We start from the raw sequence: 25,647 nt of genomic DNA, 5'->3' as shown, positions 1-25,647 counted from the left end.
CCGCATAGTCTTTTCATAATCATCCGCAACGCCCTCACATTCAGGCCCCAAGTGGCGCAAGGCCAGCCGCCCGGGGCAACTTGACCACTTGATCAGCTCCGTGGCCCGGTAATTGCTCCGGGCAAGCCATCAGCACTGTTCCGTTCTGGTTGTGCGCTTTGGTTTTGCGGAGTTTTCTATGCCTGTCTGGCGAAAGAGTATTCAGTGGCAGCTGACACTGAGCATGGGGGCCGCGCTGGTGATCAGCAGCCTGATCGTGATCGCCATCTACGCCTTCGCGTTGAACAAACTGACCGACCGCTACCTGCTGCAGCAGGCGATGCCAGCCAGCGTCGACGCGATCCGCAACGATCTCGAACGGTTACTGGCGGCTCCCCTGACGGCAGCCAGCGACATCGGTGACAACACGCTGGTTTCCGAATGGCTCGCCAACGGCGAGGATGCCGCCCAGCAGCCTGCATTCATTCGTTATCTGGCGAAGGTGCAGCAACAGCACAACGCGCTGACGACCTTCATCGTCGCCAAGGACAGCGGCCACTACATCACCAACAAAGGCGCCGATCGCACCCTCCAGCGCGGCCCGGCGGAGAACGGCTGGTTCTACGGGTTTCTCGACAGCAACAAGCAGCGCTCGCTGGAGATCGATATTGATGCCACGACCAAGGTGCCGACGCTGTTCATTAATCAGCGCATCGAGCACAACGGCACCGTGGTCGGCGTGGCCGGACTGGGTTTCAGCATGAGCGCGCTGTCGCAGATGGTCCGTGACTTCCACTTCGGCGAGCACGGCCAGGTGTATCTGGTCAGCCAGGACGGACAGGTCAAGGTCCACCCGAACGCCGAGCTGAACGATCGCCAATCCCTCACCCAATTGGTGGGCGACGCTGCAGCGCGCAACCTGCTGGCAGGCAACGGAAACGGTCAGGCGCTGGAATTCGAACGCAATGGCGAGGCCTACGTGGCGGTCGCCAAACCCGTCGCCTCGCTGGGGTGGACGCTGGTGAGCGAGGTGCCACTGGCCGAAGTCTATGGCCCGGCCAAGGATGCGTTGAGGACCATTTCGGCGATCAGTCTGGCGGTGGTGTTGTGCTTCCTCGGCTTCGTCGCCTGGATTGCCCGCGGCATTGTCCGTCCGATCCAGCAGGTGACGACGGCGCTGGTGGACATCGGCGGCGGCCAGGGCGACCTGACCCGACGTCTGGATGACAGCCGTGCGAACGAGCTGGGCGATCTGGCCCGTGGCTTCAATCGATTCATCGAAAGCCTGCGTTTGCTGATCGGCGATGCGCTCAGGACCAGCGAGCAATTGCGCCACAGCGTGGTGGACGTCACCCGCGTGGTCGACAGCACGTCCACCCGTGCGATGCAGCAACAGCAGATGACTGACATGGTCGCCACCGCCGTTCATGAAATGGGCCTGACCGTGCAGGAAATCGCGCGAAATGCGGGCGCCGCTGCCGACGTCTCGCGTAGTACCCATCAGGAAGCGATGTCCGCGAAAAAGGTGGTGGGTGAATCCCTCGGGCATATTCAGAGCATGTCCGACGGCGTCGGCACGGCGGCTGGCGCGGTGGAAACCCTGGCGACGCAGATTTCCACCATCGATCAGGTGCTCAGTGTCATTCGCAGCATCTCCGAGCAGACCAACCTGCTGGCGCTGAACGCGGCCATTGAAGCGGCCCGTGCCGGCGAGATGGGCCGGGGCTTCGCGGTGGTCGCCGATGAAGTTCGCACCCTCGCCGGCCGTACCCAGAGCGCCACCTCGGAGATCCAGCAAATGATGGGCGAGCTCAAGAGCGGCGCCGACCAGGCTGTCACCTCGATGCGCGCCGGACAAGCCGCGACCGGCACCGGCGTCGAAGCCAGCCGTCGCACCGGTAATTCGCTGGATGCGATTGCCGGCCATGTCGAAGAACTCACCGATCGCAACCAGCAGGTCGCCGCCGCCACCGAGGAACAAAGCACCGTGACGGAAGAGATCAACCGCAACGTGCAAGGCATTGCCGACCTGGCGCAGTCAACGGTCAGCGATGTCAAAGCCTGTCGGGAAGATTGCCTGAAGCTGTCGGAACAGGCCGAACACCTTGGGGCGCAGATGGCGCGCTTCCGTCTCTGAACACGGTCACGGTGCGCAGGCGCGCAGAATAGCCTCGGTCGCCACCACCTGCGCGTACTCACCGTGCAGGTTGGCCAGCGACATGGCGTGGATGTCCTCGGCAGTGCGTGGCTGACCGAAGAAGTCCGCGCCGTCGAAGGTGAAGCAGGCGTCATGGGGCACGATGACCTCAAAACCGAGATTGCCGCCGGTGCGCGCGGTCGACTCCACGGAGTTGTTGGTCACCACGCCGACAATCACCACCTGATTGATCCCGTCCGCACGCAACCAACCTTCCAGCGCCGAATGGCAGAACGCATCGGGCACCTGTTTGTGCAGCTCGCCTTCGTCGTCCCACGGCATAAACGCCGGTTGAAACTCGACACCTGATTGCTGCGGCCAGAACACCGACTCCGGTGAGCGGGAGAAATGCCGCACATGAATCACCGTGCGCCCGCTGTCGCGCCAGGCGCTCAGCAGTTCCAGCATCCGCTGCTCGGCGTCAGGGTTGTTGCGTCGCCCCAGCTTGGGGTGGTTGATGCCCTGCTGCATGTCGATGAGGACCAGCGCGGCTTTCGGTTGGATGTCCACTGCTCTTCCTTTCATGACTGGAGGGGCGTACCCCGCTTTGCTGATCGTTTGACGCTGAATTCACTGTGACCGCACTCTCTGTAGAAGTGAGCTTTCTCGCGATTCCATTTTTTCAGCAACATCAATGTCTGCTGAAAGAACCTCTTCGCGGGCAAGCGCGCACCTACAGATATTTTGTCGCTCACTGACCGCAATCGCGAGCAAGCTCACTCCTACAGGGGCTGCGTCAGCAGCTATTGTTAGCCTAATTAAACGGCACTGAAATGCCGCGCCTATTGCTGTTCGGCGAACTGCTCGATGATGAAGTCGACGAATGCACGGGTCTTGCCCGGCAGTAGCTTGTGCCCACTGTAATAGATGGAAATGTTTCCGTCCTCGACATACCACTCCGGGAGCACCCGTTGCAGCGCACCGCTGCGCAGGTACGGCAGGGCAAACGGCATGCTCACCAGCGCGACGCCCAAACCCTGACTCGCCGCGCGGCAGGCAGCCTCGGAATCACTCAGGGTCATGCGCACCCTCATGCGCAACGGGCTTTGCTAATGACTGCGATGGCTCAACGGCCAGGACCGAATCCGCCCGGTTTGCGGCGAACGGATCAGAATGCCGTCGCAGTGGTGCAAATCGTCCGGGTGTGTGATGCCGTCGTGGGCGTGCAGCCATTCCGGAGACGCCACCAGCACGCGGTGAGCGGGCGCCAGTTTGCGCGCGACAACGCCCTGGGGCAGATCGAAGCCACCGCCGATGGCGGCGTCGAAGCCCTGCCCGATCAAATCCACTTGCCGGTTATCGAAATGCCAGTCCGGGGTGATAGCCGGGTAGCGCTGCAGAAAATCGGTCAGCAGCGGCACTACATACAGGCATCCGAATACAGTGCCGACGCTGACTTTCAACGTGCCGGCGGGACTGCCCTCGGCGCTGGCCAGGTTGGCGACAGCGCTCTGGATGGTGTTGAGGCTGGCGCTGACTTCGCCGAGAAACCGATGGCCCGCTTCTGTGAGCGTCAACTTGCGCGTGCTGCGCTGGAACAGTCTCACGCCCAGCTTCGCCTCAAGCTTGGCGACACTCTTGCCCACGGCGGCAGGCGTCAGGCTCAGGCGGCGCGCCGCCTCGGCAAAGCTGCCGACCTCGGCACTGCGCACGAAGCATTCGATGCTGTTGAAGTTCTCCATCGCACTCACTCACAACTTCCGGTTTACACAGACTATCTTGATTACCGGCTACCGCGCGGGTAATCGTCGACAGATACTTGTGTCCATCCACCCACTCCTCACATTCATCGGAGATCGACATGACGCATCCCACCAATTTGATCGGCAAAACAGCACTGGTCCAAGGCGGCTCACGCGGCATCGGCGCTGCGATCGTCAAACGGCTGGTCGAACAAGGCGCAGCAGTGGCCTTCACCTTCGTCAGCTCGGAAGCCAAGGCGCAGGAGTTGCAGGACAGCATCATCGCAGCCGGCGGCAAAGCCCTGGCCATCAAGGCCGACAGCGCCAACGCCGAAGACATCCGCAGCGCCGTCGCCAAGACCGTTGGAACGTTCGGCGGCCTCGACATCCTCGTCAACAACGCCGGTGTGCTGGCCATTGCGCCGCTCGAAGCGTTCACCCTCGAAGATTTCGACCGAACCCTGGCCATCAACGTACGCAGCGTGTTCATCGCCAGTCAGGAAGCGGCGCGACACATGAAAGAAGGCGGTCGCATCATCAACATCGGCAGCACCAACGCCGACCGCATGCCCTTCGCCGGTGGCGGCGTCTACGCCATGAGCAAGTCGGCGCTGGTCGGCCTGACCAAAGGCCTGGCCCGCGACCTCGGCCCGCGCGGCATCACCATCAACAACGTCCAGCCCGGCCCGGTCGACACCGACATGAACCCGGCGGACAGCGACTTCGCTGAAACACTGATGGGCCTGATGGCCGTCCCGCGCTACGGTAAATCCGAAGAAATCGCCGCTATGGTCGCCTACCTCGCCGGCCCCGAAGCGGGCTACGTCACCGGCGCCAGCCTGACCATCGACGGCGGCTTCGGCGCCTGATCCCGGCGCTCTCGCCATCAACGCAAAGCCCCGGGCCATGGCAAGGAGTCGGGGCTTCGCGCTTTTTGCTTAACCGCATGAAAATTCTGAAAAAAAGTTTTGCCTTCGCCAAAGCTTTCGACTACATTAGCGCGCCTCGACAGACTGAACGTCTGAAGAGATACGGTGAAGTGTCCGAGTGGCTTAAGGAGCACGCCTGGAAAGTGTGTATACAAGAAATTGTATCGAGAGTTCGAATCTCTCCTTCACCGCCACATTAAAAAGATCCCCGCAGCGCTTATGGCGTGCGGGGATTTTTGTTTGTGTCTCTCGACACATTTCGTCTATGTGGGAGTGAGCTTGCTCACGAAGACGGCATGTCGACCGCCAGATCTTCTCCGGCCAAAACTTCTCTTCGCGAGCAAGCTCGCCCCCCCAGTTCCTGCATCGACTGGTAGACCAGTGATGTGTCTGCTCTTGCCCCGCGCCACCCCACCCAGCAAACGACCACGTGACCCCACCCACCGGACTAACTAGAATCGTCCCGCGTTGATTTTTCCACGCAAAGCGTCGGAAAAATCGCCATTTGGGTGTCTGAGCAGCTAAGGTCTACCCGTCGTACTGTGTGAATGAATTCAATTCCCGTACACGACTAGCGCTACACCCAAAAAAAACAGTCCGTATTCCGGCCCCCATTGCGCACCCGCGAGAGACACACGCAGGGTGCGAATTCGCAGGAGAAGGTGATGAATGGCATCGGTAAACGTTTGCGCCAAGAAAGAAAACGTCTGAAATTGACACAAAGCGCACTGGGCGCCATCGGTGGCGTGGAAGCCAACGCTCAGGGGCATTACGAAAGCGGGCAGCGACTGCCCAGGGCGGATTATCTGTTCAAGATCGCCGCCGCCGGCGTGGACATTACCCGCGTCGTCACGGGAGTAGAGGCCTCGGCCCGCGTTGAATTGCCCTCGTTTTCGACGATGCAGACCCATGAGGAGTCGGAGAGTGAAGCCGATCTCGACAGCTCGGAAAGCATGGTGAAAATCATCAGCCAATTGCGCCAGAGCCTGTGGATCACGGCGAATGCGTTGTGCGAAGTGACCCGACTGGTTGACTCCGAAGCGCCGCGCTCGAGCGCCGATCATGTCGAAGATCACCTGAAGGTGTTGCAGGGCGACGCTGACATGTTCGCGGCCCTGGCGTTGGCGAAAGTCCAGAAAGCCGCCCACGAAACCCACTGATCCCGATCAGGGTCACTGACAACCGCACCTCCCGGATGGTAGCCTTGCGCCATCCAGGGAGGTTTCGATGATCAGATTTCCAGCATTGTCCGCAGCGGTCATCACGTTGCTCTTGTGCGACGTGACGCACGCCGACGTATTCAAGTGCGTCGCCGCCAACGGCGCGATCAGTTTCGCCCAAAGCCCTTGCCCGACCTACGTGGGCGAATCCACAGCTCTGCGCCCGCCTCCGTCTCGACTTTCCAGCGAATGGGAGGAGACCGACTTCCCCTATCGCCTGAACAAGAACGCTACCGAGATTTTGCAGGTCAGCCGGCGCAGAAAGCTGATCATCACCAACGAGCGGGAAATCGCCGATCGCCTGCAAAGCATTCGCCCGCCTCCCCCTGGCCTGCCCTCGACGTACGTCGCCCCTCGCTATGAAAGCGCCTGCTTCGATCCTTCCGGCGGCCGTGTTCGTCAGCCCGTCAAAAGCGGACTGATGAAATCCTCGGGAAACTGACTGCGCACCGCTGCTCACCACTTGCAGCTTGTCGCTTGTCGCTTGTCGCTTGTCGCTTGTCGCTTGTCGCTTGTCGCTTGTCGCTTAAGGCTTGCCGCTCACCATTACTTCTCAATTTTCTGAACTAAGTTTTTACCGGCGCCGATGTGACGCCCCGTGAGAGCTGCTTACAGTCGGGCCCCATCGCCAGAATCACAAAAACGAGCCGGCCATGACCTCCACCGACACCCGCCACGACGCCGTTCAACACGCCGCACAAGCGCTGATCGACGCGTTCGCCCGCAACGACACCGAGACCTACTTCGCCGCATTCGCCGAAGACGCCACCTTCCTCTTTCACACCCTCCCCGCCCCCCTGCTGTCCCGCGCCGCTTACCGCGATGTGTGGGCGGGCTGGCAGGCAGACGGCTTTGCGGTGCTTGGTTGCCAATCGCGCAACGTGCACATCAGCGTCCAGGGTGATGTGGCGATTTTCATGCACGACGTCGACACCCACGTCCGCTTCGGCGATGAAGAAAGCCATTTCAGCGAGCGCGAAACCATTGTCTTTCGGCAATATTGCGCGCGCTGGCTGGCCTGCCACGAACACCTGTCGGTGAAAACGGGCTAGCCCGGACGTGCCATCAAATGGCGAGTGGCCCTGAGAGACTGCCGCCCGCACAACCACTGCTTGACCTGATTCATGGTCGCAATGCCGACCACTGCCAATGCCACGATCGGGTTCACCGGTCGAGACAACGGGCCAGCGCTTGTGCGCCGGGCTTATAACAACACGACAGCGCGCAGGAACATCCCATGGCTCACCCCACCACCACGATCGAAACCTTCGGGGTCGAACAGATCCCTGACCATCAGCGCGACGCTGCGCCCCTCGACTTGTTTCGTCTGACCTTTGGCGGCGCCAACACCTTCGCCACCGCCGTGCTCGGCAGCTTTCCGGTGCTGTTCGGCCTGTCGTTCCAGGCCGGCGTCTGGTCAATCCTGCTGGGGGTCGTGCTCGGGTCGATCATCCTGGCGCCAATGGGTCTGTTCGGCGCCCTCAACGGCACCAACAATGCGGTTTCTTCCGGCGCGCACTTTGGCGTTCACGGGCGCATCGTCGGCTCGTTTCTGTCACTGCTCACGGCGGTGGCGTTCTTCTCGCTGTCGGTCTGGAGCTCGGGCGATGCGTTGATCGGCGGCGCCAAACGCATGGTCGGCCTGCCGGAAAACGACTTCACCCTGGCGTTGGCCTACGGCGTTTTCGCCGTGCTGGTGCTGGTGGTGTGCATCTACGGTTTCCGCTTCATGCTGTGGGTCAACAAGATCGCGGTGTTCGCTTCAAGCCTGTTGTTCCTGCTCGGCCTCTTTGCGTTTGGTGGCAGCTTCGATGTGGGCTTCGCCGGCACGGTCAATCGTGGCAGCGAGGGCTTCTGGGCGGCGTTCATCGGAGCGGCGCTTCTGGCGATGAGCAATCCGGTGTCGTTCGGCGCATTTCTCGGTGACTGGTCGCGCTACATCCCACGCCAGACATCGAAAAAACGCATCATGGCGTCAGTGTTTCTGGCACAGATCTGCACGCTGATTCCGTTTCTGTTCGGGCTCTGCACGGCGACCATCGTGGCCACCCTGGCGCCGCAGTACATCACCGACAACAACTACGTCGGCGGCCTGCTGGCAGTCTCGCCCAGCTGGTTCTTTCTGCCGGTGTGCCTGATCGCGATCATCGGCGGGATGTCGACCGGCACGACGTCGCTCTATGGCACCGGGCTGGACATGTCGAGCATGTTTCCGCGCCTGCTCAATCGTGCTCAGGCAACGATTCTGATCGGCATCGCGGCCATCGCTTTCATCTTCATCGGCCGTTTCGCGTTCAATCTGGTGCAAAGCGTCTCGACCTTCGCGGTGCTGATCGTCACCTGCACCTCGCCGTGGATCGTCATCATGGTGCTCGGCCTGATCGTTCGCCGTGGCTTCTATCACCCGGCGGACCTGCAAGTGTTCACGCGGGGCCAGAGCGGCGGCCATTACTGGTTCGAACACGGCTGGAACTGGCGCGGCCTGGGCGCGTGGCTTCCGAGCGCGGCGGTGGGCCTGTGCTTCGTCAACTTGCCAGGGCAGTTTGTCGGTCCACTGGGCAATCTGGCGGGCGGCATCGACATCAGCCTGCCGATCACCCTTGGCCTGGCTGCGCTGCTGTACATCACCTTGCTGCGCACCTTTCCGGAACCGGTTGGGGTGTATGGCCCCCACGGCCCTCACCCGCTGCTGGGCGATAACGCACACCGGAACGTGAAGAAGCCGATGGCGATCGATTGATATTCCGACGCCGTTGACCGAGGGCTCGCTGCAAAGCGGGCCCTTTTTGTTCGGCGGCCTGCACACGGGGCTACCCCGACCGACGGGGCGTGTGCCGCTGGCGCCAGTGATTTACATCACGCACAATCGCCCCTCACCTCAGCATCCCACCCACAGCAACACGTCAGCTCGACCCACAGGAGATCACCCCCGCATGAACGCAAACGACTGGACCGAAGCTGCCTTGGCGAAGTACATCGTGACCAATCCGATGTTGCAGGCTGAGATCCAGGATTTGAGCCCGAAAGAGCAGCAACAGCAGACCCTCTGGGCCTTCGAAGACGAAGCCGAAAATCTGGGGATCCCGACCTGGGAGCTGGCGCTGACTTTCATTGCCGAAACCCCCGAGCAGTTGAAGGAGTTGCGCCTTGCTGCACACAAGGAAGCGGCCGAGGCACTCGACATGGACTGGGAAGAGTACTGCGAACTGAACGAAGTCGAGGTTTAACCGCGCGCTCTCCGCTTGATCTCAGGGTCGCCAGGCCTGGCGACCCGCCCCCTGACTTGCCAGTCATCCTTTGCGCTTTACCTTGCCCTGCCGGGTGGGTAACGTCTGCGCCACTTCAAAACAAAAAAGGACTCGCTCCATGAGTGATTTGGTCGCCTATCAACTGGATGACGGCGTTGCGACGCTGACCCTGGCCAACGGCAAGGTCAACGCCATCAGCAACGAGGTGGTCGCCGCGTTCAATGCCGCACTCGACCGCGCCGAGCAGGACCGCGCCGTGGTGATCATCACCGGCCAGCCGGGGATTCTCTCGGGCGGGTACGATCTGAAAATCATGACCTCGTCGCCGGAAGCCGCCATGGCCCTGGTCGCCGAAGGCTCCACGCTGGCGCGGCGCATGCTGTCGTTCCCGTTCCCCATCGTGGTCGCGTGCGGCGGCCATGCTGTCGCGAAAGGTGCCTTCCTGCTGCTGTCGGCGGATTACCGCATCGGCGTTGAAGGTCCGTTCAGCATTGGTCTGAACGAGGTGCAAATCGGCATGACCATGCACCACGCCGGCATCGAACTGGCCCGTGACCGCCTGCGCAAAAGTGCCTTCGGCCGCTCGGTGATCTGCGGCGAGATGTTCGACCCCAAGGGCGCGCTGCAAGCCGGCTTCTTCGACAAAGTGGTCGCTCCGGAAGAACTCACCGAAGCCGCGCGTACCGTCGCGCTGCAGATGAAGAAGATCAACATGCGCGCCCACAAGCAGACCAAGTTGAAAGTGCGCAAGGAATTCCTCGAGACCCTCGACCGGGCGATCGAGCTGGATCGTCAGATCCCGCTCTGAGGCATCACCGACAACGCGCTGCATTCCCCTGCAGCGCATCCCCTCGAAACATCCCGTTAAATTCCTGACCCTCCGCCCGGCCCGTGGCCGATTGCCGATTCCAGTGCACATCCGTACACTGCGCGGCTTTTCGCCTACCGGGTGGTTTTTGCATGCTGTTCGTATTGCGTATGTTGTTGATGGGCCTGCACTTTCTTGTCGCTGGCGCGCTGGGGCTTTTGCTTGGCTTGTGCCGCCCGTTCAACCCTGACAACAGCCGCCTGTGTGCTCGCCTCTACGCCCTCCCCGCCATGGGGATTCTCGGGCTGCGCCTGAATGCGCAGCTCAGCCCGCAGTTCGAGCACGCCAGGCCTTGCGTGATCATCTGTAATCACCAGTCCAATTACGATCTGTTTGTCCTCGGCAACATCGTGCCGCCGCGCACGGTCTGCATCGGCAAGAAGAGCCTCAAGTGGGTGCCGTTCTTTGGCCAGCTGTTCTGGCTGGCGGGCAACGTGCTGATCGATCGCGGCAACCCGCAGCGGGCACGCCGCGCCATTCTCCAGACCACCGAAACCCTGCAGCACAAAGACACTTCAATCTGGGTGTTCCCCGAAGGCACACGCAACGAAGGCGCGGAATTACTGCCGTTCAAACGCGGCGCATTTCAAATGGCGATCGAGGCCGGCGTGCCCATCGTGCCCGTGTGCGTAAGCACCTACGTGCGCAGCATGGATTTGAATCGATGGAACAGTGGCGAGGTGATCATCCGCACGCTGCCCGCGATCCCGACAGCGGGCCTGACCAGCGAAGACATTCCGCAGCTCATCGGGCTCTGTCACGGCAAGATGCAGATCTGCATCGCCAGCATGGACGCGCAGGTCCGCGGGTCCGCTGCTGCCATCCGAACAGACGCTGAACAGCACTGAAAAAACCTGCGAACTCGTTTAAATCCGCCGACTCTGATCAGGGAGCGCGCTAAGCTGCGCGTCAGTTTTTCCTAAAAGAAGAAGCAGACATTATGGGTCGAGTGGTTGCCGCTGCCGTTTACAGTGCCGGAAAGAAAGTCACCAACATCTCCCTCGACGAAGGCGCGGCCTGGGCGGCGAAACCCGGGCATTTCGTCTGGATCGGCCTTGAGCAGCCAGACCTCGAACAACTGACCACGCTGCAGCGGCAGTTCAATCTGCACGAACTGGCCATCGAAGACGCGCTGGAAGTCCACAGCCGGCCGAAACTGGAGACCTTCGGCGACGCGCTGTTCATCGTGACCTACGCGCCGATCCGCGAGAACGGCAAGCTGATCTTCATCGAAACCCACATCTTCGCGGGCAAGGGCTACGTCATCACCTCGCGCAACGGCGATTCGAAGTCCTACGGGGTGGTGCGTCAGCGCTGCGAGGCTCGGCCATTGCTGCTGGAGCACGGGGAAGACTTCGTCCTGTATGCGCTGCTGGATTTCGTCACCGAGAACTATCAGCCGGTCACCGAATCGATTCACTGCGAGCTGGAAGAGCTTGAGCACAACGTGCTGCGCAAGGACCTCAACGAAGCCGACATCCACCGCATCCACGCCCTGCGTCGTGACCTGCTGCGCCTGCGCCGTTACGTGGCGCCGATGGTGGAGATTGGCGAGGAGTTGCAGAAGCTGAGCTTTCCCTTCATCGACAAGAACATGCGGCCGTACTTCCGCGACGTGGAGATCCACGTCAAACGGCAGATGGAAGACCTCTCCAACCTGCGCGACATCGCCAGCCAGACCATCGAAATCAGCCTGCTGCTGGAGTCCTCGCGGCAGAGCCTGACCCAGCGCAAATTTGCCGCCTGGGCCGCGATTCTGGCCTTCCCCACCGCCATCGCCGGGATCTACGGCATGAATTTCCAGAACATGCCGGAGCTGACCTGGCATTACGGGTATTACATGGTGTTGGGCGTGATCGTCGGCGGGTGCGGGATTTTGTTCGCGAGCTTCAAGCGGTCGGGTTGGCTTTGAGGTTTTTGAATGTGCTTACGACTGTGTCACCGGCTTTGAATACACCTACGACTGTAGGACCGGCTTTAGCCGGGAAGTGGCCGGTGTGAGCACCCTCAATTTTGCAGCGTGGCAACTGACGCCTTCCCGGCTGAAGCCGGTCCCACAGGTGGAATACTTGCTGTCAGTAGGACCGGCTTTAGCCGGGAAGAGGCCGGTGTGAGCGCCATCCATTTTGCAGCGTGGCGACTGACGCCTTCCCGGCTGAAGCCGGTCCTACAATGATCACATAACCCGGCAAAACAGCGCTTTAGCTCACCGGACGCTTGTTCGCCACAAACCGCATCATCCATTCCGCCACCGCCTTGCCGTGATGGTCTTCTTCCAGGCTGGCGATGCCCTTCCCGTAGACCTGCTCACCCAGCGCGTCCTGACGGATGTCGAGCAAGGTGCGCGAGTAGTCGTGGATGAATTCCGGATGACCCTGGAAGCACAGCACCTGATCGTTGATGTGATACGCGGCGAATGGGCAGAACTCACTGGTGGCAATGACCGTTGCGCCTTCGGGCAACGCCGTGACCTGATCCTGATGGCTGATCAGCAGCGTGAGTTTGTCCAGCGCCGGCGTCATCCATGGCTGGGTCGGTGAGAGGTTGTAGTGATGAATGCCGACGCCCCAGCCTTGGGATGCGCGCTCGGTCTTGCCGCCCAGCAGCAGCGCCAGCAATTGATGGCCGAAACACACGCCCAGCAATTTGTCGCCGCGCTTGTAGCGTTCGAGCAGATACGTCTTGAGGGTTTCGATCCATGGATCGGTGCCGAAGGAATCGGCCTTGGAGCCGGTGATCAGATAGGCGTCGAATTGCTCGTCATCCGGCGGGTAATCGCCCTGCATGACGTTGTAGACGACGAACTCCGCAGGCACCGGCTGTTGAGCAAAGAGTTTTTCGAACATCCGCCCGTAACCCTGGTATTGATCGACCAGCTCCGGGCGAAGTACGTCGGTTTCCAGAATGCAGATGCGTAACGACATAAAAATTCCTGAAGCGACAAAGCGAAAATGCGTGGGCTCAAGCCTGCCTTGAAGGCCGGGGCAAGGCAAGGCCCAGTTGTGGCCGCGCGCGGTCTTCAACTGAACCCCGGCTGTCGCGGCACTACATCCGCCACAACCGGGAGCCGGCGCTAGAACAGCGTCCCCTCCTCCGCTTTCTCCAATAGCAACGCAGGCGGCTGAAAACGTTCGCCATAGCGCTCGGCCAAGGCCCGGGCGCGGGTGATAAACGGCTTCAGTCCGTATTGATTGACGAATTGCAACGCCCCGCCAGTCCAGGCCGGAAAGCCGATGCCAAGCATCGAACCCACGTTGGCGTCCGCCGTCGATCGCAGCACACCCTCCTCCATGCAACGCACGGTTTCAAGGGCCTGAATGAACAGCAGGCGGTCGCGAATATCCTGGCCGCTGATCTGTGCGTCGGGCTTCTCGAACCGGGTTTTCAACTCCGGCCACAAGTGCTTGGGCCCGCCGTCGGGGTAGTCGTAAAAACCGCCGCCGGAGGTTTTCCCTGCGCGATCGAATTCATGCAACAGCTGCTCGATCAGCGCGTCGGCCGGATGCCCGGCAAGCTCGACGCCCTGTTCTGCCAGGTCCTTGCGCGTTTGCTGGCGAATCTGGCTCATCAGCCGCAACGACACTTCATCGGACACTGCCAGCGGCCCCACGGGCATCCCGGCCTTGCGCGCCTCGGTCTCTATCATCGGCGCACTGACGCCCTCGCCGAGCATGGCAATGCCTTCGTCGGCGTAGGTGGCGAACACCCGCGAGGTGAAGAAGCCGCGCGTGTCATTGACCAGAATCGCGGTCTTGCCGATCTGGCGAACGAAGTCGAAGGCCCGCGCCAGGGTCATGTCGTTGGTGCGTGCGCCCTTGATGATTTCCACCAGGCGCATCTTCTCCACCGGGCTGAAGAAATGCAGACCAATGAAACGCTCCTGCCGGCTGATGGCGCTGGCAAGGCCTGTGATTGGCAGCGTCGAGGTATTGGACGCAATTACCGCATTGGGCACGACCACTTGCTCGGCGGCGGCGCTGACCTGAGCTTTCAACTCGCGGTTCTCGAACACCGCCTCGATGATCAGGTCGCAGCCTTCAAGGTCGCTGTCGCGGCCTGTCGGCTTGATACGGCCCAGCACGGCATCGCGCTGAGCCTCGGTGATGCGGCCTCTGGCAAGCTGCTTGTTCAGCAGTCGCGCCGAGTAATCCTTGCCCTTCTGTGCCGCGGCCAGATTGATGTCCTTGAGGACCACGCTGACGCCCGCCACCGCCGTGACATAGGCAATGCCGCTGCCCATCAGCCCGGCCCCGAGGATGCCGACCTTGCGCATGTTGAACACCGGCGGCGCCTTGGGCCGCGCCTCTGCCGCCTTGACCCGGTTGAGCTGAAACCAGCTGCCGATCATGTTCTTCGCGACAAGTCCCGTGGCGAGCTCGGTGAAGTAACGCGCCTCGATTTTTTCTGCCGTGTGGAAATCCACCTGGGCGCCTTCCACGGCTGCGGCCAGGATCTTCTCCGGCGCCGGATAGCAGCCCCAGGTTTTGCTGCGCAACATCGACGGCGCGATGGCCAGCATCTGCGCCACTTTCGGGTGCGCAGGCGTGCCGCCGGGCAATTCAAACCCCGGTTGATCCCACGCTTTGATCGGCGCCGGATTGGCCAGAATCCATTCACGCGCCTTGGCCATCAGGTCATCGGCATCGCTGGCCAGTTGATCAATCAAACCTGTTTTCAAGGCGTGCTCGACGCCCATGGTCCGGCCTTCCATCAGCAACGGCAGCGCTTTCTCCAGCCCCAACATGCGCACCAGCCGCACGGTGCCGCCCCCTCCCGGAAGCAAACCGAGGGTGACCTCCGGCAGGCCCAGTCTCACGTGGCCACCGTTGATTGCGATGCGATGGTGACAGGCCAGGCACAGCTCCAGCCCGCCGCCCAATGCAGAACCCTCGATGGCGGCCACCACCGGTTTGCCGAATGTTTCCAGCGCGCGAAGCTGGGCCTTGAGGTCCATGGTCATCTGGTAGAAGGCGGCGGCGCGGGTGGCGTCGACCTGACTCAGCTCATTGAGGTCGCCGCCGGCAAAGAAGGTCTTCTTCGCCGAGCGGATGATCACACCGGCGATGGCCTCTTTGTCCGCCTGCAGGCGCTCGAGCGTCTCGGCCATGGCCTGGCGATACGCCGCGTTCATGGTATTGGCTTGCTGGCCGGGCATGTCGAGGGTCAGCGTAACGATCTGATCCGTGCCGGTTTCGTAGCGGATGGCATCGCTCATGCGGTCGTTCTTCCTGAAACGGTTATCGGGTAAAGGCGGTCGGCGTAGCGGTTATCGTGCTCCACGTTCATACCCGCTCGATGATCGTCGCGATGCCCATCCCGCCGCCGACGCACAGCGTCGCCAGGCCGTAACGCAACTGCCGGGCTTCCAGCTCGTCGAGCAGCGTGCCGAGAATGATGCAACCCGTGGCGCCCAGCGGGTGGCCGAGGGCAATCGAGCCGCCGTTGACGTTGACCTTGTCGGGGTCGACACCCATGTCCTTGATGAACTTGAGCACCACCGAGGCGAAGGCTTCGTTGACCTCGAACAGGTCGATGTCATCAATGGTCAGCCCCGCCCGCGCCAGGGCTTTGCGCGTGGCGGGCGCGGGTCCTGTGAGCATGATGGTCGGATCGGTGCTGGTCACCGCCGTGACCACGATGCGCGCCCGAGGCCGCAGGCCCAGCGCCTGACCTTTTTGCGCGGTGCCGAGCAGCATCAACGCGGCGCCATCAACGATGCCGGAGCTGTTGCCCGGCGTGTGCACATGCTCGATGCGTTCGACATGGCTGTAGACCCGCAGCGCCGTGGCGTCATAGCCCATTTTGCCGATGGCCTCGAAACTCGGGCGCAGGTTGCCCAGCGCCTCCAGTGTGGTGTCGGGGCGGATGAACTCGTCATGGTCGAGCAAAAGCAGGCCGATCTGGTCCCTGACCGGCACCAGCGAACGGCGAAACGCACCCCGCTCCCGGGCCAGCGCCGCCTTGTGCTGGGATTGCACGGCGAACAGGTCCACGTCATCGCGGCTGAAGCCTTCGAGGGTGGCGATCAGATCGGCGCCGATCCCCTGAGGCGTGAAGTGGGTGTGCAGGTTGGTGTGCGGATCAAGTACCCAGGCGCCGCCGTCACTGCCCATCGGCACGCGCGACATCGACTCGACCCCGCCGACCACCACCAGATCCTCGAACCCGGAACGGAGCTTCATCGCTCCCAGATTCACCGCTTCAAGCCCCGATGCGCAGAACCGGTTGATCTGAACCCCGGCCACGCTGACGGCCCAATCGGCGACCAGCGCTGCGGTTTTGGCGATGTCGGCCCCCTGATCGCCGATGGGCGTAACGCAGCCCAGCACAATGTCATCGACGTGGTGGGTGTCGAGGTGATTGCGCACTTGCAGTTCTTTCAACAGCCCTGCCACCAGATCCACCGGTTTGACGCTGTACAACGCGCCATCCGGCTTGCCCCTGCCCCGCGGCGTGCGCAAGGCATCGTAAATAAACGCTTCGGTCATGCTGTCCTCGCTAAACCGATGATCTGTCTTCTTATATGTCCGGCCGATAGTCGAACTGTCATGGGAGCACTGTCTATCACAAGCGATATCACAGAGCGCGCTCTTTCGCCGGATCGATTGACAGGGTAGCTGGTTGTGAGAAGTTTCGGACTCGGACGAACGGTAGCGGGCTATTGAAAGCAGGCAGTTTTGGTCGCAGGTGTCTAGCAGGCGAATATCTGAGCGATGGCTATTCGCCAATCCTAACGAAGTTATAAGAATTGGACTGGATAATCCTCAATGATCTAAACCGCACAGCACGCGGGCTCTAAGGTTAAGTCAGTAGCAGTGGCGCCATAACAAAATCGATTCACCCAGCGCCCGCCGTCCACGATCTGCTGATCGGGGCACCTGCTCTTTTGCCTCACCTTTGCCAACCCCCGTCTTGGTCTCGGCCAAAGCCCATGGGTTTCTGTCGCTCAGGAATAACAAGAAAAGGCATTTACCATGTTCAAGTTCAAGTTCAAGCGCTCGAAAATACGTCAGGCCGGACTTATCGTTTTCGCCACTACGCTGCTGCTGATCTTGCCGAACATGACTCGGTTGTTTGGCTGAGCAGCCCGCGCTCGGCACGTGCAGCATCCTGAGACGGCGTCACCTGATTCCCTGTCTCATACAAGGTGAGCGGCGGTCGTATGGGTATCAGGTCGTTGTGTTGCGGAGTGTCGGCTTTTTCTGTGGCGGGGGGAGTGGCTGCCTAGCGCACTGAATAGCGCGCAAGGGGTGGGAAGGCGGCCGAGCTGAACGCCCGACCGCTAGGGACTGATCAACCCTGGCGTTGCACCTGAATCATCGGCGCCGGGACGGGCTTTTTCTTCGCAGCGGCCGGAACAGCAATCGGCGATGAGGGCGACACGACCACCTTGGCGTGCATCTGCTCGCAACCACCGCCACGGCGCATGCCGCGCACCGGGCAGGCGTCCAGGTAATCCAGGCCAACCGCCAGCTTCAGATGCCGTTCCGGGATCGCCAACTGATTGGTCACGTCAAAGCTGTACCACGCGTCGTCAATCCACGCTTCTGCCCACGCATGGCTGGACAGGTGTTCGCTGCTGTCACTGTAGAGATAACCCGACACATAGCGCGCCGGCACCCCGAGACTGCGGGCGCAGGCCAGAAACGCGTGGGTGTGATCCTGACAGACGCCAACACGGCTGGCGAACGCTTGGGCGGCGCTGGTATCGACGGCGGTCGAGCCTGGCGTATAGGTGATGTGCTCGTTGAGCGCGTGCATCATATCGATCAGCGCGGTGCGGTCGGTGCGCTTGTGGGTCTGCGCGATGGCAAAGGCGCGAATCGCTTCGTCAGCCTCGGTCAGGCGGGTGAAGCGCAGAAACGGCAGCGACGACTGAGTCTCGTGTTCCGCCTCGCGCTTCTCGTCGATCTCGACCTGGCCGCGCGCACCGATGACGATGGCTTCGTGGGGTTCGTCCAGGGTCAGCACGTGGAGAATATTGCCGAACGGATCGATCTGCGCACGCACCGGGCGCGGCAATGCCAACTGCCAGCTCAACACCTGCTGGCGCTCGCTGTCGTGGGGGGTCAGACGCAAATACTGGATGCTGGCGCGGACCTGATCGTCGTAGTGATAGGTGGTCTCGTGGCTAATTGAGAGTCTCATGCAGCCTCCAGGTAAGAAGTGTGAATGACGCTTCCCAGTTGGGCCAGAAGTGGAATGAATTCGTTCAACCACTCATGCAGGCCTTCATCGAGGATCTCGTCGATGCCGGTGTAGCGCAGGCGAGCGTCCAGCTCGGCGGCCAGACGCTGGGCGGGACGGCCATTGGCCCCCGGCAGACTGGCGAGAATGATGTCCAGCTCCTCAAGGCACGCGCGCAATGAGCGCGGAATGTCCGCACGCAACAGCAGCAATTCGGCGACCTGACGGGCACCCGGTGCATCGCGATAAACCTCTGTGTACGCCTCGAAGGACGACAATGCGCGCAACAGCGCACTCCATTGATAGTAGCCAGCGGCGGAACTGTCTGCCGCCGCGTTGGCGGACGGGCCGCGCAATTCGAGCATTTCATAGCGCGCATCGAGCATGCGCAGGGTGTTGTCGGCGCGCTCGATGAACGTCCCCAGACGAATAAAACGGAACGCGTCGTTGCGCATGATGGTGCCGTAAGTCGCGCCGCGGAACAGGTGCGAACGCTCCTTGACCCACTCACAGAAACGGCTCATGCCGTAGCGGCTCAAACCCTGCTCGGCGATGCCGCGAATTTCAAGATACGTGGCGTTGATGTTTTCCCACATGTCCGCAGTAATGCGCCCACGCACCGCATGGGCACTGGCCCGCGCCGCGCCCAGGCAACTGAAGATGCTCGCAGGGTTCTCGGCGTCCAGCGCGAAAAAGTGCAGCAAGCGCTCGGCATGCAGGTCGCCGTGGCGCTCCAGGTAATCGTCCAGGGTTCCGGTGATCAGCAGGGGCATGGCGATTTCATTGAGGCCATCCCCGCGTCCGTCCTGGGGCATCAGCGACAGCGAGTAACTGACGTCGAGCATCCGCGCGAGGTTCTCGGCGCGCTCCAGGTACCGCGACATCCAATATAAATCCGAGGCAGTTCTACTTAGCATTGGCAGGCATCCTTAATCCTCGACCACCCAGGTGTCCTTGGTTCCGCCACCCTGCGACGAGTTCACCACCAGCGAGCCTTCGCGCAGGGCAACACGCGTGAGACCACCGGGCACTACACGGGTTTCGCGGCCAGCCAGGACGAACGGGCGGAGGTCGATGTGGCGCGGGGCGATGCCGTTCTCGACGAAGGTCGGACAGGTCGACAGACACAAGGTCGGTTGCGCGATATACGCGTGGGGCTTGGCTTTGAGCCGCGCCCGGAACGACTCGATTTCGGCGGCGGTGGCTGCGGGGCCCACGAGCATGCCGTAACCGCCGGAGCCCTGGGTTTCCTTGACCACCAGATCGCCCAGATTGGCGAGCACGTGGGACAGCTCTTCGGGCTTGCGGCACTGCCAGGTCGGCACGTTTTTGAGGATCGGTTCTTCGTCGAGGTAAAAACGGATCATGTCGGTGACGAAGGGGTAGACCGACTTGTCGTCCGCCACGCCGGTGCCAATGGCATTGGCCAGCACCACATTGCCCGACCGGTACGCCGCCAGCAGGCCCGGCACGCCGAGCATCGAATCCGGATTGAACGCCAGCGGATCGAGAAACGCGTCGTCGAGCCGGCGGTAAATCACGTCGACCGCTTTCGGGCCGTCGGTGGTGCGCATGAACACGCGGTCATCGCGCACGAACAGGTCAGCGCCTTCCACCAGCTCGACACCCATTTCCCGGGCCAGAAACGCGTGCTCGAAAAACGCGCTGTTGAAGCGCCCGGGGGTCAGCACGACGACGCTGGGGTTATCCAGCGGGCTAGAGCTCTTCAGGGTGTCCAGCAACAGGTTCGGGTAGTGATCGATCGGCGCAATGCGTTGCGCGGCAAACAGTTCGGGGAACAGCCGCATCATCATCTTGCGGTCTTCGAGCATGTAGCTCACGCCGCTTGGCGTGCGCAGGTTGTCTTCGAGCACGTAATACGTGCCGTCGCCGTCACGCACCAGGTCGACGCCGGAGATGTGCGAATACAGGTCGCGATGCAGATTCAGGCCCTGCATCGCCAACTGGTATTGCTCGTTGGCAAGGACCTGTTCGGCAGGAATGATCCCGGCCTTGATGATGCGCTGATCGTGATAGAGGTCAGCGAGAAACATGTTCAGCGCCTTGACGCGCTGAATGCAGCCGCGCTCCACCACCCGCCATTCGCTGGCCGGAATGCTCCGCGGAATGGTGTCGAAGGGGATCAGCCGCTCGGTGCCCTGCTCGTCGCCGTACAGCGTGAATGTGATCCCGGCGCGATGAAACAATAAATCGGCCTCACGCCGACGCTGAGCGAGCAACTCAGGCGGCGCTTCACCCAACCAGCGGGCGAATTCCCGATAATGCGGACGAACTATGCCGCCCGCATCGTACATCTCGTCATAAAAGGTGCGGATCATGCCGTACTCCTTGTCACCATGGACACCAGAGCCTTCGCAAGGCCCGTGCCATCGGCATAAACGCTTTAATATCAATGGGTTGAATTAAACAGCCGGAGCGTCCGCACCGTTCCTGTGCACGATGCGCCCTAACCCGTTCACCAACGCTTCATGGCGAAGCGTCGTTCACTCTGAAAATCTATCGCTGGCATAGCGACAGTTCATTTCCGTGCGATTCAGGGGCTGAGCATAATCGCCCCATACCGCAGACCAACCCGCCGGATCACACAAGGCGATTGGCTCAAAACCTTATTGGCAACGCCACCCGATATTCCCTTTCCGCCGCTCCCAAGAGAGCGGCTTTTTTTTGCCTGTGATTCAGCTCGGTGCATCTCCCGCTCCACACTTGGTCGTGAAGGCGGGAGACAATTTTCAACGATCGGCGCCTCGCTTCGGCGCATCGCTGTTGATCAAACCCGCTCAATGAAGGCGCTTGAGCTCCTGTTTGACGCCCCAGCCTTCAACCTCTCCGTCCAGACCGAAAATCGCCGTCTGGAAATCCTGCTCGAAGTCGCCTATCCCGTCGTAGGTTGCGTACATCAACTTGCTCAGTTCCAGGTGCCAAGCACCGTCTTCCAGTGCATTGAGCTGGACATTCACTGACTCGCCACGAAATTTTTCCGCAGCCTGACGCGCCCGGTCCTCATCCGGAAAGGTGGCATAGAACTCGATGGGGTGAATGCGTGCGAAGTCGAAACCGCCTTCTTTCATGCAGCGCAGAACATGGCTGCTGATGTCTTCTTGATAGGCTGTGCTCATGAAACGTCCTCCTATGCAACGATAGATAGAGTTTCAACTATCCCGAAACACCCCTCGATGGCGAGGCGTGTAGCGGCAGGTCATCTGCCGCCCGGGACTCAAGCATGTCGCTGACAAGGCCGGTGCGTTTTACAAAACGGGCATACGTACGCGAGCGGACTCGGGTAGATGCATCACCGACCTCGCTCGCAGAGTACGCCCATTGCCAGTGCGTTGCCAATTGGCAGGATGGCGGGAAATACAGGCTTCTTACGAAGCCTCGATGATGGAGATGATCTGTACCGCGTTCTGCTCTTTGAGTGTCTTCACGGTGGGCTCGGCAGTGCGACCGTCGAGGTCGTTCAGATCAAGATCACTGGCGACCGGAAACAGGATCGGACGGAGTTGCTGCGCAGCCTCTTCTTCACTGGGACGGTGATCGGATTCAAGATCGAGGGTTTGCTGCACACCGTCTTTGTCCAGAAACGAAATAGTCCACACTTTCATCAATGTCTCCTCAGTAAAGGCCTGACAACGGCCTGATGATCTTGACCCTTGCAGCGCAACGACGTTCAACCCGAATCGTCAGCGCACAGCTGACGTTGGCAGCCTGAAGCCATGGATTCGCAGGCAAAAAAAACGCCCCGGTCTCGGGGCGTTTTCATCAGGCTGCGGTCATTGTGGCTTGGCGTCTTTGACCCCTGCCGTGTTGTCCAGCAGGCTCTTGGTCGCGGTCTGCAGGAAGCTGTCGAGCTTCTTGCGCAACTCGGCGACGTCCGGCGCATCCGGCATCAGCTCGGCATGGGGCTTGGTGCCCAACTCGTAGCTGTAGACCTTCGGCTCCATTTCCTTGGGTTCGATCAGGATCCGGTTGCCGGTGACCAGCGCCACGGTCTGCTCGCTGCCCGATGGCTTGATTACGCCAAAGCCCTCGTCTCCCGCCGGCAAATTGAGCAGGTCGCGGCCCCAGCACTGGTGCACGGTGTCGCCACCCAGGCGGCCCATGATGGTCGGCACGATGTCAATCTGCGTACCGACGATGCTGCTGCGCTTGCCGAACTTGTCCTGCAGGCCCGGGGCGATCATCAGCATCGGCACGTTGAAGCGGCCCAGGTCCATCTCGGTGATCTGCTCGTTGTTGCCGAAGCCGTGGTCACCGACGACCACAAACAGCGTGTCCTTGTAGTACGGCTCTTTCTTGGCCTTCTCGAAGAACTGACCCAGCGCCCAGTCCGAATAACGCATGGCGGTGAGGTGTTCATCCAGCGTGCCATGCCCGGTGACGCGCTCGACCGGCAGATTGGCCGGCAGTGCGTACGGCGTGTGGTTGGACAGGGTTTGCAGCAAGGCATAGAACGGCTTGCCTTTGGCCTCGCGGGCTTTCAGCTCCTCGGCGCCACGGTCGAACATGTCCTGATCGGACACGCCCCAGGTCGGGTCCGAGAACACCGGGTTGACGAAGTCGTTGCGGCCAATGAAGTTGGTCATGCCCTGGTTGCTGAAGAAGCCTGACTGGTTGTCCCAGGCGAAGTCACCGTTGTAGACGTACACGTCGTCGTACTTGCGCGCGCTGAGCAGCTGCGGCAGACCCGACAGCTTGTGGCTGCCTTCCGGTGTCTGCATCAGGTATTCAAAGCCCGGCAGGTTCGGGAAGCACGCCATAGTGGCGAACATGCCCTGATGGGTGTGCGTACCGTTGGAGAAGAAGCGATCAAACAGCAGACCTTCCTGGGACAGTTTGTCGAAGTAAGGCGTGATGTTCGATTCGTCACCCAGCGCACCCACCGAATGGCCGGCGAAGCTTTCCATCAGGATCACAACGACATTCTTGATCGGCAGCGTGTTGGCCGCCGGCGGTGTGAAATCACGACGGACAGCGGCTTTCTCAGGATCGATCAGCTTGTCGTTGGCGGTCAGCAGCATGTCGCGGACCGTCTGCTGGGCTTCAGCCACAGGCAGGGTCGCTTTCCAGATGTTGTCGCGGTCCTCGGACATCCGGCTCTTCGCCGCCGCGATCAGCGTCAGCGTGCCGTTCAGGCCAAGGGTGTTGGCGAAGTTGGAGTCCGTGGTGTAGGCATCGCCCCAGCGCAGCGGCGGGCCCTGGCGCAAGGTGCCGCGAGCGGCGATGACGGCCACCACCAGACACAGCAGGAAGACCACGGCGCGTTTGTACAACGGCGCGACCACACGGTTGTCGGCGCTGGCGACGTTGAACCCGCCACGGGGACGGGTCACGCGATCGACGCCTTTGAAGACCAGGCTCAGCAGCCAGGTCACCAGTGCCCACGCCAACAGATAACGAACCACCGGGTAGCCGTACCAGATCATGCTCAGAACGGTTTTCGGGTCTTCTTTGACGTACTGGAAAACCAGGCCGTTCAGGCGCTGGTGGAATTCACGGTAGAAGTCCATCTCCATCAGGCCGAAGAACGCGGTCAGGCTCGCAACCAGCGTCAGCCAGAAGCGAAACACCCCACGGGCCGCCATCAGGCGCGCGCTGAACAGGGACAGCAGAAGGGGAATCAGGATGTACACGACCAGACGCAGATCGAATCGCAGGCCATTGCCGAACGCCTCGACAAACGTCGAAGCCGGCGTCGCGCCGATGCCTTCGCGGTTATAGACCAGCAGCGCAACGCGCAAAAGGGTGTACAGGACCATCAGCACCAGGCCGCTCAGGAGCGTATAGGCCAGGTGCGATTTGACGGTAGGTTGCGGCGCGCGCGCCGGGGCGTCCGTTTTGGCCATGTGTTGTGGGATCCGTTGGATTCAGGTTTAGGTTCAAAAAGCGGTGCGCCCGACCACATCGAAATGCCGGTCCGGGCTGCGGGGGCCAAATATTACGTGAACCCTCGCGGTTTACCACCGATCCCGCGCATTCTTCATGACGGATCGGCTCAAACATTTATCTCAATCAGTGGGCAGCCTTGGAACGGCGCGAATCTTCCCGAAGAAACGGTGAAAATTCCGTTCATTAACGACGCCAATCATATTTTCTTACAAAGCCTTGAATAGCGCTCACACCTTGAATGTCTGGGCATACCGCTCGACGGCGTGTTCGATCGCGTCGAAAACAGGGGGTGCGTGGGCGTTGAGCGAGGCGTTTTCCTGCAGCGACGCCTGCACCGCTGCGATCAGCCGTTCGATGCGCACGTTCGGTTTGCGGATGTCGCAGGTCGACGCGAGGGTCAGGATGCCGAGCCTCGAGCCGAACAGGCTCTTCGAGCCATCCAGGCGCAGGGCGAGCGCGTCGTCCTTGATGTACGCGGTGGTGTTGACGATGTCGTAGGCGGGCGCCAATTGAGCGTCCGCCCCCAGCGGGTCGCGATACAGCACCCCGAAGTTCTTCAAATGGGCATCGCCGTTGCCGACCATGCAACTGAGCGCGACGATGTCGAAGAACCGATCCAGCGAATCACGCACGTGCTCAGGCGCGCAGAACAAGCGAATGGCCTTGGCGATGTTTTCGTAGCTGGAGTCGTATTTCTGCTCCGTGCCCAGGCCCATCAGCACGGCCATGTCCTCGAAGCCGATGGCACGCTGGTCAGCGTCCCGATCAAAGCGACGCATGACGAACAGCTGACGGTTATCCGACAGATAAAATTCAGGTACCGGCATGCCGGCTCTGCGCGCCGCGTCCATGCACACGTATTCGTTGACGGCCAGCCCGGGGAAGTCCGCCCTCCCCGACTTGACGATCAATTCGGGCATCAACAGTGTGGCTTTAGGGTCCGTAACGAAGTCCGAATCGGGCACGATGACCTTGGGCTGAACGCCTGAAATCCCCGTGCGCAAAATGTATTGATCGACCAGTTCGGCAAACAGATCCTGCGTCCCGTCCCAACTGAGTATCTGCCCCAGGCTTTTGCCTGCAACGGGGCCCGCCCCACCCAGCAAGTCGTCGATCATCGGAGACGCCACGGCGACGCGGCCGACGGGCGAACCGCTACCGGTCAATGCCATGAGCAGCATGGGGTTGACGGGCGTGGTTTTGGCGAGGCGATTGCGCAACTGCTCCAGCACGAAGCCTTCGGGCAGGTTCATCTGGAAGACGGGATGCAGGCTGCGCGAGACGTAAGCCGCATCGCGAACGCCCATGGTCAGGCTGATCTGCGACGCCGGGCTGGCGTCCAGGCCATAGCGAAACAGGTAGTCGCCGGACTCAGACGCCGACAGCTCACCACTCTCACCCTCCGGGGTAAAAATGCGTACACGATCCAG

Annotated in this window: 22 protein-coding genes, 1 tRNA gene and 2 pseudogenes; 13 read left to right on the top strand and 12 right to left on the bottom strand. The window is 61.2% G+C overall.

The features are described from left to right. Positions 1 to 178: 178 nt before the first annotated feature. Together AC07VF_RS17465 and AC07VF_RS17460 are read left to right on the top strand one after the other, a co-directional pair. Positions 179 to 1,258, top strand: a pseudogene (locus AC07VF_RS17465) (sensor histidine kinase); the annotation flags it as partial. 105 nt (positions 1,259 to 1,363) lie between these two features. Next, entirely contained in the window at positions 1,364 to 2,116 is a 753-nt protein-coding gene (locus AC07VF_RS17460) for a methyl-accepting chemotaxis protein (protein WP_442969493.1), read from the top strand. Between the two features lie 6 nt (positions 2,117 to 2,122). Here AC07VF_RS17460 and AC07VF_RS17455 read toward each other — a convergent pair whose 3' ends face one another. Both AC07VF_RS17455 and AC07VF_RS17450 read right to left on the bottom strand, forming a co-directional pair. Further along, positions 2,123 to 2,686, bottom strand: a complete 564-nt coding sequence (locus AC07VF_RS17455; protein ID WP_192175021.1) for an isochorismatase family protein — start codon at positions 2,684 to 2,686, stop codon at positions 2,123 to 2,125. 272 nt (positions 2,687 to 2,958) lie between these two features. After that, positions 2,959 to 3,858 (bottom strand): annotated as a pseudogene (locus tag AC07VF_RS17450) (LysR family transcriptional regulator). A 119-nt stretch (positions 3,859 to 3,977) separates the two neighbouring features. Here AC07VF_RS17450 and AC07VF_RS17445 point away from each other — a divergent pair. From AC07VF_RS17445 to AC07VF_RS17400, 10 genes are all read left to right on the top strand, one after another. Continuing rightward, positions 3,978 to 4,727 (top strand): 3-oxoacyl-ACP reductase family protein, encoded by a 750-nt coding sequence (locus tag AC07VF_RS17445; RefSeq protein ID WP_495008980.1) that lies wholly within the window; start codon positions 3,978 to 3,980, stop codon positions 4,725 to 4,727. Positions 4,728 to 4,891: 164 nt separating this feature from the next. Next, a tRNA-Ser gene (locus tag AC07VF_RS17440) sits at positions 4,892 to 4,981 on the top strand. A 471-nt stretch (positions 4,982 to 5,452) separates the two neighbouring features. After that, positions 5,453 to 5,947, top strand: coding sequence for a helix-turn-helix domain-containing protein (locus AC07VF_RS17435; protein WP_192175023.1), 495 nt, complete (start codon positions 5,453 to 5,455; stop codon positions 5,945 to 5,947). 67 nt (positions 5,948 to 6,014) lie between these two features. Beyond that, positions 6,015 to 6,449: a DUF4124 domain-containing protein gene (locus AC07VF_RS17430; RefSeq protein ID WP_495008979.1), complete on the top strand. Its 435-nt coding sequence runs from the start codon at positions 6,015 to 6,017 to the stop codon at positions 6,447 to 6,449. Positions 6,450 to 6,660: 211 nt separating this feature from the next. After that, positions 6,661 to 7,059, top strand: a complete 399-nt coding sequence (locus AC07VF_RS17425) for a YybH family protein (RefSeq protein ID WP_495008978.1) — start codon at positions 6,661 to 6,663, stop codon at positions 7,057 to 7,059. 185 nt (positions 7,060 to 7,244) lie between these two features. Beyond that, complete coding sequence (locus tag AC07VF_RS17420; protein ID WP_495008977.1) at positions 7,245 to 8,747, top strand: purine-cytosine permease family protein; 1,503 nt, start codon at positions 7,245 to 7,247, stop codon at positions 8,745 to 8,747. 193 nt (positions 8,748 to 8,940) lie between these two features. Then, the gene (locus tag AC07VF_RS17415; RefSeq protein ID WP_122537871.1) at positions 8,941 to 9,234 is read left to right on the top strand and encodes a DUF6388 family protein; all 294 of its coding nucleotides are present in this window, start codon (positions 8,941 to 8,943) and stop codon (positions 9,232 to 9,234) included. A gap of 139 nt (positions 9,235 to 9,373) precedes the next feature. After that, positions 9,374 to 10,063: a crotonase/enoyl-CoA hydratase family protein gene (locus AC07VF_RS17410; RefSeq protein WP_346628296.1), complete on the top strand. Its 690-nt coding sequence runs from the start codon at positions 9,374 to 9,376 to the stop codon at positions 10,061 to 10,063. Between the two features lie 152 nt (positions 10,064 to 10,215). Continuing rightward, on the top strand, positions 10,216 to 10,971 hold the full coding sequence (locus AC07VF_RS17405; RefSeq protein ID WP_495008976.1) for a lysophospholipid acyltransferase family protein: 756 nt from the start codon (positions 10,216 to 10,218) through the stop codon (positions 10,969 to 10,971). A 92-nt stretch (positions 10,972 to 11,063) separates the two neighbouring features. After that, a complete protein-coding gene (locus AC07VF_RS17400; protein WP_192175029.1) occupies positions 11,064 to 12,035 on the top strand; it encodes a magnesium and cobalt transport protein CorA in 972 nt (323 codons plus the stop codon). Positions 12,036 to 12,324: 289 nt separating this feature from the next. Here the strand turns inward: AC07VF_RS17400 and AC07VF_RS17395 are convergent, their stop codons facing one another. From AC07VF_RS17395 to AC07VF_RS17355, 9 genes are all read right to left on the bottom strand, one after another. Continuing rightward, positions 12,325 to 13,047 (bottom strand): amidotransferase, encoded by a 723-nt coding sequence (locus tag AC07VF_RS17395; RefSeq protein ID WP_495008975.1) that lies wholly within the window; start codon positions 13,045 to 13,047, stop codon positions 12,325 to 12,327. Between the two features lie 149 nt (positions 13,048 to 13,196). Further along, positions 13,197 to 15,338 (bottom strand): 3-hydroxyacyl-CoA dehydrogenase NAD-binding domain-containing protein, encoded by a 2,142-nt coding sequence (locus AC07VF_RS17390; RefSeq protein WP_346628299.1) that lies wholly within the window; start codon positions 15,336 to 15,338, stop codon positions 13,197 to 13,199. A 67-nt stretch (positions 15,339 to 15,405) separates the two neighbouring features. Next, positions 15,406 to 16,611, bottom strand: coding sequence for an acetyl-CoA C-acetyltransferase (locus AC07VF_RS17385; RefSeq protein WP_495008974.1), 1,206 nt, complete (start codon positions 16,609 to 16,611; stop codon positions 15,406 to 15,408). A gap of 805 nt (positions 16,612 to 17,416) precedes the next feature. Beyond that, a complete protein-coding gene (locus tag AC07VF_RS17380) occupies positions 17,417 to 18,271 on the bottom strand; it encodes a transglutaminase family protein (protein ID WP_192175033.1) in 855 nt (284 codons plus the stop codon). Continuing rightward, complete coding sequence (locus AC07VF_RS17375; RefSeq protein WP_065989404.1) at positions 18,268 to 19,227, bottom strand: alpha-E domain-containing protein; 960 nt, start codon at positions 19,225 to 19,227, stop codon at positions 18,268 to 18,270. The genes AC07VF_RS17380 and AC07VF_RS17375 overlap by 4 nt, the downstream gene beginning before the upstream one ends. Positions 19,228 to 19,239: 12 nt before the next feature. Continuing rightward, the gene (locus AC07VF_RS17370) at positions 19,240 to 20,649 is read right to left on the bottom strand and encodes a circularly permuted type 2 ATP-grasp protein (protein WP_074891898.1); all 1,410 of its coding nucleotides are present in this window, start codon (positions 20,647 to 20,649) and stop codon (positions 19,240 to 19,242) included. 459 nt (positions 20,650 to 21,108) lie between these two features. Then, positions 21,109 to 21,447: a ribonuclease E inhibitor RraB gene (locus AC07VF_RS17365; RefSeq protein ID WP_192175034.1), complete on the bottom strand. Its 339-nt coding sequence runs from the start codon at positions 21,445 to 21,447 to the stop codon at positions 21,109 to 21,111. Between the two features lie 249 nt (positions 21,448 to 21,696). Next, positions 21,697 to 21,933 carry a hypothetical protein gene (locus tag AC07VF_RS17360; RefSeq protein ID WP_192175035.1) on the bottom strand — a complete coding sequence of 79 codons (237 nt, stop codon included), beginning with the start codon at positions 21,931 to 21,933 and terminating at the stop codon, positions 21,697 to 21,699. Between the two features lie 168 nt (positions 21,934 to 22,101). Beyond that, positions 22,102 to 24,174: an LTA synthase family protein gene (locus AC07VF_RS17355; RefSeq protein WP_495008973.1), complete on the bottom strand. Its 2,073-nt coding sequence runs from the start codon at positions 24,172 to 24,174 to the stop codon at positions 22,102 to 22,104. Positions 24,175 to 24,177: 3 nt separating this feature from the next. Here AC07VF_RS17355 and AC07VF_RS17350 point away from each other — a divergent pair, with 3 nt between their 5' ends. Further along, complete coding sequence (locus AC07VF_RS17350; RefSeq protein WP_495008972.1) at positions 24,178 to 24,441, top strand: hypothetical protein; 264 nt, start codon at positions 24,178 to 24,180, stop codon at positions 24,439 to 24,441. Between the two features lie 3 nt (positions 24,442 to 24,444). On the opposite strand, the gene AC07VF_RS17345 is transcribed toward AC07VF_RS17350, so the two are convergent. Then, positions 24,445 to 25,647: a type II toxin-antitoxin system HipA family toxin gene (locus AC07VF_RS17345; protein WP_495009068.1), complete on the bottom strand. Its 1,203-nt coding sequence runs from the start codon at positions 25,645 to 25,647 to the stop codon at positions 24,445 to 24,447.

The organism is Pseudomonas sp. GW821-FHT02H06 (genome assembly GCF_059421525.1).
The sequence above is the reverse complement of the archived record's forward strand: the minus strand, read 5'-3'. Positions and strand labels throughout refer to the sequence as shown.